Annotated in this window: 11 protein-coding genes; 8 read left to right on the top strand and 3 right to left on the bottom strand. The window is 61.2% G+C overall.

The features are described from left to right. Nucleotides 1-161 precede the first annotated feature (161 nt). Both AC2ISB_RS15670 and AC2ISB_RS15675 read left to right on the top strand, forming a co-directional pair. Nucleotides 162-422 carry a spike base protein, RCAP_Rcc01079 family gene (locus tag AC2ISB_RS15670; RefSeq protein ID WP_339109820.1) on the top strand — a complete coding sequence of 87 codons (261 nt, stop codon included), beginning with the start codon at nt 162-164 and terminating at the stop codon, nt 420-422. Further along, nucleotides 422-2,719 carry a sialate O-acetylesterase gene (locus tag AC2ISB_RS15675; RefSeq protein ID WP_486576930.1) on the top strand — a complete coding sequence of 766 codons (2,298 nt, stop codon included), beginning with the start codon at nt 422-424 and terminating at the stop codon, nt 2,717-2,719. Before AC2ISB_RS15670 ends, AC2ISB_RS15675 begins: the two co-directional genes overlap by 1 nt. 69 nt (nt 2,720-2,788) lie before the next feature. Here AC2ISB_RS15675 and AC2ISB_RS15680 read toward each other — a convergent pair whose 3' ends face one another. After that, nucleotides 2,789-3,595 (bottom strand): tetratricopeptide repeat protein, encoded by an 807-nt coding sequence (locus AC2ISB_RS15680; protein WP_486576931.1) that lies wholly within the window; start codon nt 3,593-3,595, stop codon nt 2,789-2,791. A gap of 8 nt (nt 3,596-3,603) precedes the next feature. Further along, on the bottom strand, nt 3,604-4,917 hold the full coding sequence (locus AC2ISB_RS15685) for a hypothetical protein (protein WP_339109823.1): 1,314 nt from the start codon (nt 4,915-4,917) through the stop codon (nt 3,604-3,606). A gap of 74 nt (nt 4,918-4,991) precedes the next feature. Here AC2ISB_RS15685 and AC2ISB_RS15690 point away from each other — a divergent pair, with 74 nt between their 5' ends. Beyond that, entirely contained in the window at nt 4,992-5,681 is a 690-nt protein-coding gene (locus AC2ISB_RS15690; protein ID WP_341486007.1) for a TetR/AcrR family transcriptional regulator, read from the top strand. 61 nt (nt 5,682-5,742) lie between these two features. Here the strand turns inward: AC2ISB_RS15690 and AC2ISB_RS15695 are convergent, their stop codons facing one another. Further along, complete coding sequence (locus AC2ISB_RS15695) at nt 5,743-7,062, bottom strand: ABC transporter substrate-binding protein (RefSeq protein WP_486576932.1); 1,320 nt, start codon at nt 7,060-7,062, stop codon at nt 5,743-5,745. A gap of 269 nt (nt 7,063-7,331) precedes the next feature. Here AC2ISB_RS15695 and AC2ISB_RS15700 point away from each other — a divergent pair, with 269 nt between their 5' ends. From AC2ISB_RS15700 to AC2ISB_RS15720, 5 genes are all read left to right on the top strand, one after another. Continuing rightward, complete coding sequence (locus tag AC2ISB_RS15700; RefSeq protein ID WP_486576933.1) at nt 7,332-8,540, top strand: ROK family transcriptional regulator; 1,209 nt, start codon at nt 7,332-7,334, stop codon at nt 8,538-8,540. Nucleotides 8,541-8,849: 309 nt separating this feature from the next. After that, on the top strand, nt 8,850-9,722 hold the full coding sequence (locus tag AC2ISB_RS15705) for a carbohydrate ABC transporter permease (RefSeq protein ID WP_330629630.1): 873 nt from the start codon (nt 8,850-8,852) through the stop codon (nt 9,720-9,722). Nucleotide 9,723: 1 nt separating this feature from the next. Then, entirely contained in the window at nt 9,724-10,554 is an 831-nt protein-coding gene (locus tag AC2ISB_RS15710; protein WP_330629631.1) for a carbohydrate ABC transporter permease, read from the top strand. An 11-nt stretch (nt 10,555-10,565) separates the two neighbouring features. Then, nucleotides 10,566-11,573: an ABC transporter ATP-binding protein gene (locus AC2ISB_RS15715; RefSeq protein WP_330629236.1), complete on the top strand. Its 1,008-nt coding sequence runs from the start codon at nt 10,566-10,568 to the stop codon at nt 11,571-11,573. 194 nt (nt 11,574-11,767) lie between these two features. Then, nucleotides 11,768-12,652 carry a sugar phosphate isomerase/epimerase family protein gene (locus tag AC2ISB_RS15720; RefSeq protein WP_486576934.1) on the top strand — a complete coding sequence of 295 codons (885 nt, stop codon included), beginning with the start codon at nt 11,768-11,770 and terminating at the stop codon, nt 12,650-12,652. Nucleotides 12,653-12,684: the final 32 nt, after the last annotated feature.

The following is a 12,684-nucleotide window of genomic DNA, read 5'->3' on the forward strand; positions in this document are numbered from 1 at the left end:
TTTCCAAGCTCTTCGCGGGCATTGTGCCCTGTCGCGCAGGATGCGCCCATGTCTCTAGTGAAGCGGATGATTTGCGGCTCCGCGGCGCAACGTGCGGTGGTCTTACGCTTTGTTCAGCCGCCCCTCTGATCCTGAACTCGATTTCCACGCAGGAGGCTTTCATGGCGGACGACTATCACGGAATTACAAGCCTGACCGGACCGGCGCTGAACGGATTTGCGATCGCGCCCGATGACGACGCGGATCTGGCGCAGGTCACACGCGGTATCTATCTGGGGCAGGGCGGGGATCTACGGGTGACGCTGGCCGGTGGTCAGACCGTGACATTCACCAATATTGCGGCGGGGGGCATTCACGGGTTGCGTATCCGCCGCGTCTGGGCCAGCGGAACCACTGCCACCGAGATGGTGGGGCTGTACTGATGATCGGGATCGGATCTGGATTTATGTCGGGCGGCGCGGGCGTGTCGTTGCGCCGCAACGGGGATGGCACGGTGACGGTCGGCGGGGCGGGGCTGGGGTTCCGCTGGTCGGTCGATGGGGGCGGCAGCTGGACCGAGGAAACCACCCTGCCCTTGACCCTTCCGGTCGCGGCCCATCAGGAAGTGCGGGTCGTCGCGTTGGGACCGCCGCGTGTTCTCTTGGCGCAGCAGGTGCCTGTGTTCCTGCTGTTGGGGCAATCCAATATGGTCGGGCGCAACCTCTATGACGGGCTCGGGCGGTTCCCTGCGGGGGTGCGCCAATGGACAAGGGCGGGGGAACTGGCTCTGGTCGAGGAGACGTCCGAGCTGGATTTCGATGACCCGTGGTTGTCGAATGGCGAGGTTTTCGGCCCTGCGGTGACCTTTGCCCGCGCCTATATGGCGGCAAACCCGCGCGAGCCGCTTGTGCTGGTGCCGCGGGCGGTGGGCAATACCGGCTTTGTCGATAATCGCTGGAATCCCGGCGATGATCTTTATGCGGCGACGGTGGCCGATACCAATGCGCTTTTTGCGGCACATCCCGAATGCGTGCTGGCGGGGGTTTTGTGGCATCAGGGCGAAAGCGATGCGCAGGCTGCGGCGGCGGCCACCGCCTATGAGGCCCGCTTTGATGCCATGCTGGCGGGGTTGCAAAGCGAGATCACCGTGATGGAGGCCAGCACGCCGGTCATCGTGGGCGGATTCTCCTCGGCGGTGGGCAGCGGCTGGCCCTATCTGTCGCAGATTGCCGCGATCCATGCGGATCTGCCCAACCGGCGGTCCTATAGCGCCTATGTCGACGCCTCGGATCTCACGCTGAAGACGGATGGCATCCATCTGGACGCGGCCTCGAGCCGTGTGCTGGGTGCCCGCTATGCGCAGGCCCTGACCCGCGCGCAGAGCCATCAGATCACGCTGGTTGCCGAAGCCGAGGCCGATGCTGTGGCGCATTATCTCTTTGGGGAGGATAATGTGGCCGATACCGATTTGCGGGGCGCCAATGCGCTGAGCGAAACACCGGGTGCGCGGGCGCAGGGCTATATCAGCACCCGCACGGGCGATGGGGGCGGGCTGAAAACGCCGCTGACTGAGACGGCGCAGATGACGCTGTGTGCTGTGATCCGCAACCCGTCAAGCGATCCTTCTACCGTCTATTTCGGCACTCTCGGGTCCAACACCAGCTTGGGCGAGGGGTTCAACGGGGCGGGGCTGTTTGACAATGGGGCGGCCTCGGCGCTGTATCTCAACCAGAAGAACGATGCGGGCGGCAATACCCTCATGCCGCTGGCCACGCCGACGCCTTTTGTCGAGAACGGCTGGAACTTTGTGGCGATGGTGCTCGATGCGGCCAGCATGTCGGCCTATCTGCATGATGGGACCGCTGCGCAATTTGCCACGCAGGCCATCGCGCGGGCAACGCCTACGGGGAAAGCCATCGCGATCGGGTCGCGCTATTATACGGGTATCAGCGATGCGGTCGATGTGGCGGAGTTTCTGGTCTATGACCGTGCGCTGTCCGAGGCCGAACTGGAGGCGTTGGCGGCACGCTCGACCGCCCGTCTGGCGGCGCGCGGGATCACGATCGGTGTCGCTCAGCAGAGCCTGCCGCTGGAGACAGCGGCCACAGCGCATTACCTTTTTGGCGCAGACAATCCCGGCCACAGCGATATCGCGGGCGCAAACCCGCTTCTGACAGCCCCCGCATCCGTGTCGCAAAGCCATATCACCACCATGCAGGGTGATAATGGCGGCGTCGAGACACCGGTTCTGGATGCGGAGAGCTTCACGCTCTGTCTGGCGTTACGGGCGACAAGCGGGGCCAGTGGTCAGGGCATTCTGGGCGGCTCGCTGTCCGGCCCCGGGACGGGCAATCACGGCTGGGGCATGTTCGAGAATGGCGGGGCGCTGTATTTCAACGCCAAGACTGCGGGGGCCAATGATGCCATCGTTGCCGAGGCGGCATCGCCGCTTGTGACCGAAGGGTGGAGTTTTGTCGCCATGACCGTGTCCCCCACGGGCAAGAGCTATTTCCGTGGGTCTTCGGGCGGGGCGGTGTTCAAAAGCGATACGCAGACCCGTGATATTGCCACCATTGCCACAATCGGGCTGGGGCCGCTGCGCTATGCCGGATTTGCGGATGCCTATGATATTGCCGAGGCGATCCTGTTCCAAGGGCAGGCGCTGGATCAGGCAGGGTTGCAGGCGGTCTATGAGCGTTCGGTGGCACGTCTGGGCGCGCGTGGGGTGACGCTGGGCTGAGTGTTGGTGACAGGAAGAGCGGGTCTCCTCCCGCAGGGCATTGCCGGCCCTGCGGGAGGATCGTCCTTTTCAGGGGGCGCTTGCGGCGTCGGGCAGGGCCGCCAGTGCGGCCTGCGCCTTGGGGTTGCCGAAGGCCGCAGCCTTCGTGTAAAGCGCCTTGGCCCGTGCCGGATCTTGCGCCACACCCAGTCCGCGTGCGTAAAGCCCCGCTTCTCCGACCATGCCATCGGAGCCGATCAGATCATCGCGTGCGGCGGATTTCCGATACCAGTAAAGCGCCTGCATGTAGTCTTGCGGGACACCTGCTCCCGTTTCATAGGCCTGCCCGAGATAGAACTGGCTGGTGATATCCCCTGCCTCGGCCGCTTCCGCAAACCATGTGGCGGCGGTTTTGTCATCGCCTTCAGCCTTGGCGATAAGCCCCAGATAACGCGGAGCTTTCATGTCACCGGCTGCCTCGCCCTTGTGGAAATAGTCCTTGGCTTTGGCGGTGTCCACGGGCACGCCCAACCCGTCCATATAGATCTTGCCAAGATAGAGATAGCCACGGCTATCCCCGCCCTGTGCAGCGCGTTCCGCCCAGTCTGCGGCGGCTGCATAATCGGGGGTCAGGCCGGTCCCGCCCTCCAGATACAGGCGGGCCAGCTCGCTTGCGGCACTGGCCTGTCCCTGATCTGCGGCCTCTTTATACAGCGTCACCGCCTGCGCCAGATCTCCCTGATCCGTTGCGGTTTTGGCCGCGCGCATGGTCGGATCCGAGGGCGTGCGCATATCGGCCAGAGCAGGGGTGGCCAGGCTGACCAGCACGGGGACGAAGACCGGCACCAGCACGCGCACCAGCATGCGGGAGGGGGGATCAATCGCGAAAGCTTTCATGTTCGGCCTCATATATCGGTGCGCATGATCCATGCGCGGATCGGCGCGATGGAATAGGCCAGTCGCCATGTGTTGCGATGACCGGCGGCGCCCTGCCCGTTATCGGTTGCGGGAATGACGGTGCCTTTGGCAAAGCTGACATAATTGATCCGTGCCCCCTGCGCGATCAGCGCATCGAAGGCGAACTGGAACTGGTCGTCATCCCAGCGGCCATCCCAGATGGCACGGGCCACATGCGCCCCTGCGGCTTCCAGGGCTTCCGTGTCGGCATTCTGGCCGGGGAACGCGCCCGGGTCATCTTGCGAGGTCACGATAAACAGCCGGTTCTGCGCCATAGGGGCAACAAGCTCCGGCCCCCACTGACAGGCAACAAGGAAACTTGCCGCGAAGAAATCGGGATATTTGATATTCATCGCCATGGACAGCATGCCACCGCCGGACTGCCCCGTTGTGTAGCGCCGCGCAGGGTCGATCGGGAATTCCTCGCCCAAAGCCTTGATCAGATTGAGGGTGGTCTCCAGCATGGACGACGTCCGGTTGTCATCATCCGCGATGATTTCCGCATATTGCGGGGCCAGCACAAAGGCAGGCCGTGCCGCCTGATCTTCCGGCGAGGCCCAGCTGATGGCCCCCAACCCCTGTTTCAGCGTCATCAGCGGATCGGTGCTGGTGGCCCCTGCATCGGGCATGAAATTGACCAGAGGATAGGTCTTGGCGGGGTCATAGTCTTTGGGGATGAACAGGTTATAGGGCAGGCTATCGCCTGTCTCGGGGTCGTTCCAGACCCGTTGTTCGAACGCATCCAGAACCAGATTGACGACACCAGAGGTCGTGACATCCCCTTCGGGCGTGGCAATGGTGGCCTGCGGAGTGGCCCATGTGACGCCGCTGTCATTGGGGTCGCCTGCCGACCAGTGCGGCTTCTTGCCCGCGGCGGCTGCCCCATCGGTCTGGGAGGCCGCCGCAGGCATGGCTTGGGGTTGGTCTTCCTGTTTCAGGCGGGCGGCCGCATCATCGGGGGACAGCGCGATGATGAGGAACTTGCCGCTCTGGCTGCGGCTGTCCGGATCTGCGGCCGTGGCGGGGAACACATCGGTAATATTGCGCCCCTCGACGGAGAATTCCGATGCCTTGATCATATCGGCGCTGAGGCTTTGCGGATATTCCAGCGCGATGGCGACAAATCGCAGACCGTCACCATAGACTTTCGTGATCGCAATGGCTTTAAGCGGGGCGGGAGTGCCGGCCAGAGCCGGAAGCGAAAGGCTGGTGACAAGGCCGCTTGCACCAAGGCCGATAAGAAAGTTACGACGTGTCGTCATGCTGGGTCCTTTCCAAACCGTGTCAGGCCGACCGGCTACCACCTGAATAAACCGGAACCTGATCGGTTCCTTAAATGAGGGACATAGAAACGATGTCAATGGGCGGCGAGGATGGGGCGAAGGCCAAAACAGCCTCGCGCGGGCGTCCCAAGAAACGTTCGGACGAGGCCCGACAGGAGCAGATCCTTGCGGCGGCCATGTCAGCGTTTATCGATAAGGGGTTTGCCCGTGCCACCATGTCCGATATCGCGCGGCAGGCGGGTATGTCAAAGCGCGATCTTTACAAGCAATTCTCTGATAAACAGGCGCTTTTTGCCGCCACGATCGAGTCCCGCCGCCATCTGATCCTTGGTCTGCCCCGTCCTGACGGAGAGACCCTGCCATTGCGCGACCTGCTGCGGCGGGTGTTCCGGCTGGATCTTGACGCGCGCCATGCTGACGAAAGAGATACGCTTATGGCATTGATCCATCGCGAAAGTTTGATGCTGCCCACGCTGAACGCGCTGCTTTACGACGGCCGGATCCTGCAGTTTCGCGAAACGCTTGTGGTCTGGCTGAAAGACGAGATGCAGACCGGACGGGTGGCGCAGGCGCAGCCCGAGCGGGTGGCAGGGATGATGCTGGATCTGGTGTTCGGGGTGCTGTTGCCCAAACGCCGCCCCACTGTCCCCGTGGATCGCCACATGCAGGCCGAAGAGATCCTCGACCGGCTGGAGATCCTGCTGGCAGGGCTGGCGGCCCGTTCGGCGCAAAAACCCGTGTGACGGGCTGTGTGGGAATAAAGGCCCCCGCACCGGCTGGCGGGGGCCTTCGATCTAGAGGGGTTTAGTAGCCTGCGCGTTTCATCTCGCGTTCGGTCAAGGTCTGGGCCTGCGACAGCGCCTGTTCTGCCGTGATCTGGCCGGACAGCGCCGAAGAGAAGACCTGACCAACCGCCGTGCCGATGCCCTGGAACTCGGGGATACCGACCCATTGCGTGCCAAGATAGGGCACGTCCTGCACCGAGGGATGTTTGACATCGACCGCTTTGATCGAGTCCAGCGTCACATCCGCGAAAGGTGCGGATTTGCGGTATTCGGGATTGGCATAAAGCGACTGGCGGGTGCCGGGCGGAGCATGGCCCCAGCCATCCTCGCGGGCCACCAGATCGGTGTAGTCCTTCGACGTGACCCAGCTGATAAAGGTTTCGGCGGCCTGTGCGTGTTTGGAGCTTGCCGGAACCGACAGGGTCCACGCCCAGAGCCAGCTGCCGTAATTGTCCACGCCGTCTTTATGCGGGAAGCGCGCAAAACCGACATCCTTCGCGAATTTCGCCTCTTTCGGATCGGTGATCACCGAAGCACCGACGCTGGCATCGATCCAGATGGCGCATTTGCCGGTTTCGAACAGCGCGAGATTGTCGTTGAATTCATTGCCCACGGCACCGGGCGGGCCGTAGTTTTTCATCAGCTCCAGATATTTATCCAAAGCCTCTTTCCATTCGGGGCTGTCGAATTGCGGTTTCCAGTCCATATCGAACCAGCGTCCGCCATAGGAATTGGTCATGGAGGTCAGGAAGGACGTGTTGATCCCCCAGCCCGGTTTGCCGCGCAGACAGATGCCGTAGACCCCTGCCGACGGATCGTTCATCGCCTTTGCCGCCGCGGTGATTTCGGCCCATGTCGGCTTTTCGGGGATGGTGACGCCCGCTTTCTTCGCCAGATCGGTGCGATACATCGTGATCGAGGATTCCGCATAGAAGGGCAGCCCGTAGAGCTTGTCCTCGTAAGAGGCGCTGGCCGCAACCGACGGGATCAGGTCATCGACATCATAGCTTGCCGGAAGGTCGTCCAGCGGCTTCAGCCATCCCTGCTTGGCCCAGATCGGCACCTCGTAATTGCCGATGGTCACCACATCGAACTGGCCGCCATTGGTGGCGATATCCTGTGTGACGCGCTGGCGCAGGAGGTTTTCCTCGAGGACCACCCAGTTGATGTGGATATCGGGGTGTTCTTTGTTGAAGACGCCGGTCAGCCGCTGCATACGCGTGACATCGGCGTTATTGACGGTGGCAATGGTGATCGTTTCTTCGGCAGAGGCCATGCCGGCCCCCAGAAGGACGAGCGCGGTTGTAACAAGCCCGAGATGGGGCATGCGAAGGGTCATTGGTAATATCCTCCCTGATATATCGTGACAGGTGATCCGCTTCGGGCTGGCATATAGCAGGCTATATGCGGCCCAAGGCTCCTCCGGATCAGACTGTCGGGTCGTTGTTCGCCTCTTTACGCTATTGTTTGTTGCTTTTTGACGCAAATAAAAAATGATGTCTGGTGTCATTTAAAAATATGACTGAAATTCTTGACTTTTGTCGCTATGAGCGGTGAGTGAATGCTATTCATAACTCAAATTATGCATATCTCTTTAAAGGGGAACTGATGATGCAACAAATATCCAGCTCTCCGAAGCGAATCCGTCAGACCAATATTCTGGGGGCCCTGCAGGCCTTGCACGAGCACCGCTCGATGAGTCGCGCGGATCTGGCACGGCTCATGGGCCTGAACCGGTCCTCTTCGGGCAAGATCATTGGTGACATGATCGCGCGGGGGCTTGTCCGCGAGGTCCGCGCCACCACCACGGCAGAGCCGCGCGCGCAGGCCGGGCGTCCGGGGATCTTGCTGGAGCTGATCCCCGAGGCGCTTTGGGTTCTGGGGGTCGAGATTGGTGTCGAGCATATCACAACGGTGCAGGTCGATTTCACCGGCGCGCTGCGCCACTGCCGGACAGAGCCGTTCGAGGGGGACAGGGTTGGTCCGGCAGATGCGGTGCGCCAGTCGATCGCGCAATTACTTGAAGATTTCGATCCGGCTCTGATGGAGCGCTGTGCGGGGGTGGGGATCTCGGTTCCGGCCCAGCTGACCACCGAAGGCGACAGCCGCAAGGTCCGCTCGGCGGCCCTGCTGAAATGGGAAAATGTCGACCTGCGGGAATTGGCGCTGTCCAGCCTTCCGGAATGTTTTCCAAAGACAATTCCGGTGGCCGTCGAAAATGACGCCAATGCATTTGCCATCGGCACGTCCTATTCTACCCCCGATGCGGCCAGCGGTGTCACCTTGTTTCTGCTCCTCGAAGCGGGGATTGGCGGCGGCCTTCTGGTCGAGGGAGAGTTGCTGCGGGGCGGGCATGGGCTGGCGGGCGAGATCGGCCATTTGCATATGCCTGACAGTGCGTTGAACCTGGAGCAAACGATCGGGCGCGCTGCGGTTCTGCGCCGCTTCCGAGAGGTTTCGGGGCTGGCAGAGGCGGATCTTGCGACATTGGAGCAGGAGGTGCGCGACAGGGTGCCCCGCGCCGTGGAGATCGCAGAGGACTGGGCGCGCGGTCTGGCTTGGGCGATCGTGCAGGCCAGCCGGTTGATCGATCCCAATCAGGTGGTGCTGGGGGGATCGCTGGCCTTGCTCTATCCGCTGATTGCGGCGCGCGTGCTGGCCCATATTCGCGATCTGCAGGGCGAGGACTTTCCGGTTCCGGCGATTCATCTGAATGACAAGGCGATGGCCGGATCTGCATTCGGGGCGGCCTGTATGATGCATAAGGCGATCTTCACAAATGCCGAAGAGCGCCCGGCCATTTTGCTAGACAGTTGAAAAGGAACGTTTTTTAGCAAAAAAATATTTGTTGCTAAAGGATGCAAATATAGTCATGCTACGTCCCGCGAATGGAGGAATTCGCGAGGGGGGAAGGCCGGAGCGACAGATGCGTGGCATCTTGTCGGTCGGCGCGGCATGCAGAAATCGTCGGCCCCTCTTCCAGACAGATAAGCCTGAGGAGGACTGCCGCCATGACAGCCTACGCCCCTTGCCATCGGCATTTCGGGTGTCGCGACCGGCGCGATATAAGATCTTGCTTCTATCCCGCGCGGCACTGGCGCATCCTTGCAGGAGGGATGCGCTAAGATGGCCACGAAGCATTCCCGCGCCGCTGCGAGGTTGATGATTTCTCCTGCCGTTATTCTTCTTCTCGGCTGGATGATCGTCCCTCTGGCGATGACGCTCTACTTCTCCTTCCTGCGATACAACCTTCTCATGCCCGGCATGGAAGAATGGACAGGCTTCCTCAATTACGAGTTCTTTGTCACGGATCCTGCCTTTATCACGGCGCTGCTTAACACCGTGTTACTGGTGGTGGGGGTTCTGGCAATCACCATCGTGGGGGGCATTCTTCTGGCGCTGCTGCTGGACCAGCCCTTCTTCGGGCAGGGGATCGTGCGCATTCTGGTGATCGCGCCGTTCTTCGTGATGCCCACCGTTTCGGCGCTGGTGTGGAAGAACATGTTCCTCAATCCGGTCAACGGGCTGTTTGCGCATATCGCGCATCTCTTCGGGCTTCCGGCCTATGATTTTCTGGCTCAGGCGCCGCTGGCCTCGATCATCGGGATCGTCTCGTGGCAATGGCTACCCTTTGCGACGCTGATCCTGCTGACGGCCCTGCAATCGCTTGATCAGGAACAGCTGGAAGCGGCCGAAATGGACGGGGCCTCGAAACTGGCGCGGTTTTTCTACATCATGCTGCCGCACCTGTCGCGGGCGATCACCGTGGTGATCCTGATCCAGACCATCTTCCTGCTGTCGATCTTTGCCGAGATCCTGGTAACCACCAATGGCGGTCCGGGCGTGGCCTCGACCAACCTGACCTATATGATCTATGTGCAGTCGCTGCTGCAATTCGATGTCGGCGGCGGCTCGGCGGGCGGTGTCATCGCGATCATTCTGGCCAATATCGTTGCGATCTTCCTGATGCGGATGATCGGCAAGAATCTGGAGGCCTGAGATGTCCCGTATCGTCACTCCCCGCCGCAAGGCGCTGACCACCGTACTTGCCTGGGCTGTGGGCATTGCGATCTTCTTCCCGATCCTGTGGATCTTCATCCTGTCGTTCAAGACGGAAGGGAATGCGATCGCCTCGCCGCTCAAGGTGCTCTTCTCGGGCTGGACGCTGGAAAGCTACCATACCGTGCTCGAACGCTCGAACTACCCGCTATTCTTCATGAATTCGGTCATCATCTCGGTCGGTTCGACCCTGCTGGCGCTGATCATCGCGGTGCCCGCCGCCTGGGCGATGGCCTTTGTGCCGGGCCGTCGGACCAAGGATATCCTGATGTGGATGCTGTCCACCAAGATGCTGCCGCCGGTGGGGGTTCTGGTGCCGATCTACCTGATCTTCCGCGATCTGGGGCTGCTGGACAGCCGCATCGGTCTGGTCGTCGTGCTGACGCTGATCAACCTGCCGATCATTGTCTGGATGCTGTTCACCTATTTCAAGGAGATCCCCGGCGAGATCCTGGAGGCGGCGCGCATGGATGGCGCGGGGCTGAAGGAAGAGGTGCTTTACGTGCTGACGCCGATGGCGGTCCCGGGCATGGCCTCGACGGTGCTTCTCAACATCATCCTCGCCTGGAACGAGGCCTTCTGGACGCTCAACCTCACGGCTTCCAAAGCCGCGCCGCTGACGCAGTTCATCGCCTCCTATTCCTCGCCCGAGGGGCTTTTCTACGCAAAACTCTCTGCCGCCTCGATCATGGCCATCGCGCCGATCCTGATCATGGGCTGGTTCAGCCAGAAACAACTTGTCCGCGGCCTGACCTTCGGCGCGGTGAAATAAGGACATAAGTCATGGGACAAATCACTCTGAAGGGCGTGCGCAAGACCTTTGGCGAAGTCGAAGTCATTCCGCCGCTGGATCTGGATATCAAGGACGGCGAATTCGTGGTCTTCGTGGGCCCGTCGGGCTGCGGCAAATCCACCCTGCTGCGTCTGATCGCGGGGCTCGAGGATCTTTCGGGCGGGCAGATCATGATCGACGGCACGGATGCCACCGAGGCCCCCCCCGCCAAGCGCGGCCTCGCGATGGTGTTCCAGAGCTACGCGCTTTACCCGCATATGTCGGTGAAGAAAAACATCGCCTTCCCGATGAAGATGGCCGGTGTGCCCACCGACGAGCAAGAGCGCCGCATCGCCTCGGCGGCCGAGGCGCTCAACCTCACCGATTACCTGCACCGCAAGCCCGGCCAGCTTTCGGGCGGCCAGCGCCAGCGGGTGGCCATCGGGCGTGCCATTGTGCGCGAACCGGCCGCCTTCCTGTTTGACGAGCCGCTCTCGAACCTTGACGCGGCGTTGCGGGTGAACATGCGCCTCGAGATCTCGGAGCTGCATCAGAAGCTCAAGACCACGATGATCTATGTGACCCATGATCAGGTGGAAGCGATGACGATGGCCGACAAGATCGTGGTGCTGCGCGCAGGCCGCATCGAGCAGGTGGGCAGCCCGCTCGATCTCTACCGCAACCCCGATAACCGCTTTGTCGCGGGCTTCATCGGCAGCCCCAAGATGAACTTCATCGAAGGCGAGCGCGCCGCGGCCCGCGGGGCCCATGCCATCGGCATCCGCCCCGAGCATATCGACCTCTCGACCACGCCGGTCGACGGCGCGATCGAGGGTCTGGTTGGCGTCTCCGAGCACCTTGGTTCGGACACCTATGCCCATGTGCAGGTCGAAGGCATCGGCCAGTTCAACGTCCGCGTCTCGGGCGAGGTCGATGTCCATGCCGGCGACACCGTCTGGCTCACCCCCCAAGAGCATAACATCCACCGCTTCGACGAAAACGGTAAAGCGATCCGGTAAACGTATTGCCTTGCGGAAAACATGCATATGCCGTTTGCAACAAAACCGGCATATGCGTCGTGCTGCCTGATCTTTAGAAAGCGCATATGCCAGGTTTCTGGCAAAAATTTTCCGATCCTCTTTCTTATTTGTTGCTAGAAGAAACAAAAAGAGGCACAACCTGTTCTGACATGTGATTCAGGGAGGCACTGAACATGAGACGACTTGGTATCCACTCTTTCGTATGGACCAACGGCCAGACCCAAGAAGGGCTGGAAATGGCGCTTGATAAGACAGCCGAGCATGGCTACCGCATGATCGAATTCGCCTATCTGCGCCCCGAACTCTTCGATCTGGACCGGTTGGCCCGGAAGGCGAAGGCGCTGGATGTCGATATCGTGGTGACGATGGGCCTGCCTGCGGCGGCAGATGTCTCCAGTGACGACAAGGCGGTTGTGGCCAAAGGCCGTCAGCTTCTGTCCGATGCGGTCAAGGCGGTGCGCGATATCGGTGGCATCCGTCTGGGTGGTATCCTTTACTCGATGCATGGCAAATATGACAGCATGCCGACCCGCACCGGCTGGATGCATAGCGCCGAGTCCATCGCGGCCACTGCCGAGATCGCCAAGGATTGCGGTGTCGAGATCGCGCTTGAAGTGGTCAACCGCTTTGAATCGAACCTTCTCAATACCACGGCACAGGGTCTGCAGTTCATCAAGGATACGGGCCGCGATGACGTGTTCCTGCATCTGGATTCCTTCCACGCCAATATCGAGGAAGCCGACCCCGCTGCCGCGATCCGCATGGCGGGTGACAAATGCACCTATTACCATTTCAACGAGAACTATCGCGGTTTCCTCGGCACCGGCACGATCGACTTCGCGTCGATCTTCAGCGCCCTTGTCGATATCAACTACGACCGCGATATCGTGTTCGAAAGCTTCTCCAACGCAATCGTCGACGAGAGCCTGTCGCGCACCTGCGGGATCTGGCGCGATACGTGGACCGATAACAATCCGCTGGCCGCGCATGCCAAGCAGTTCATCGAGCAACGTTGGGCCGAGGCGCAGCGCAAGCGCGAGGTCAATATCACGGCGTAAGGCCGTCGGGACCGTCGGAACAGGGCAGGGGC

The organism is Thioclava sp. NS-SX20 (genome assembly GCF_057380695.1).

Coding starts and splice junctions, on each gene's coding strand:
- AC2ISB_RS15670 (WP_339109820.1), top strand. CDS start 162: ATGGCGGACGACTATCACGGAATTACAAGCCTGACCGGACCGGCGCTG.
- AC2ISB_RS15675 (WP_486576930.1), top strand. CDS start 422: ATGATCGGGATCGGATCTGGATTTATGTCGGGCGGCGCGGGCGTGTCG.
- AC2ISB_RS15680 (WP_486576931.1), bottom strand. CDS start 3,595: ATGAAAGCTTTCGCGATTGATCCCCCCTCCCGCATGCTGGTGCGCGTG.
- AC2ISB_RS15685 (WP_339109823.1), bottom strand. CDS start 4,917: ATGACGACACGTCGTAACTTTCTTATCGGCCTTGGTGCAAGCGGCCTT.
- AC2ISB_RS15690 (WP_341486007.1), top strand. CDS start 4,992: ATGAGGGACATAGAAACGATGTCAATGGGCGGCGAGGATGGGGCGAAG.
- AC2ISB_RS15695 (WP_486576932.1), bottom strand. CDS start 7,062: ATGACCCTTCGCATGCCCCATCTCGGGCTTGTTACAACCGCGCTCGTC.
- AC2ISB_RS15700 (WP_486576933.1), top strand. CDS start 7,332: ATGATGCAACAAATATCCAGCTCTCCGAAGCGAATCCGTCAGACCAAT.
- AC2ISB_RS15705 (WP_330629630.1), top strand. CDS start 8,850: ATGGCCACGAAGCATTCCCGCGCCGCTGCGAGGTTGATGATTTCTCCT.
- AC2ISB_RS15710 (WP_330629631.1), top strand. CDS start 9,724: ATGTCCCGTATCGTCACTCCCCGCCGCAAGGCGCTGACCACCGTACTT.
- AC2ISB_RS15715 (WP_330629236.1), top strand. CDS start 10,566: ATGGGACAAATCACTCTGAAGGGCGTGCGCAAGACCTTTGGCGAAGTC.
- AC2ISB_RS15720 (WP_486576934.1), top strand. CDS start 11,768: ATGAGACGACTTGGTATCCACTCTTTCGTATGGACCAACGGCCAGACC.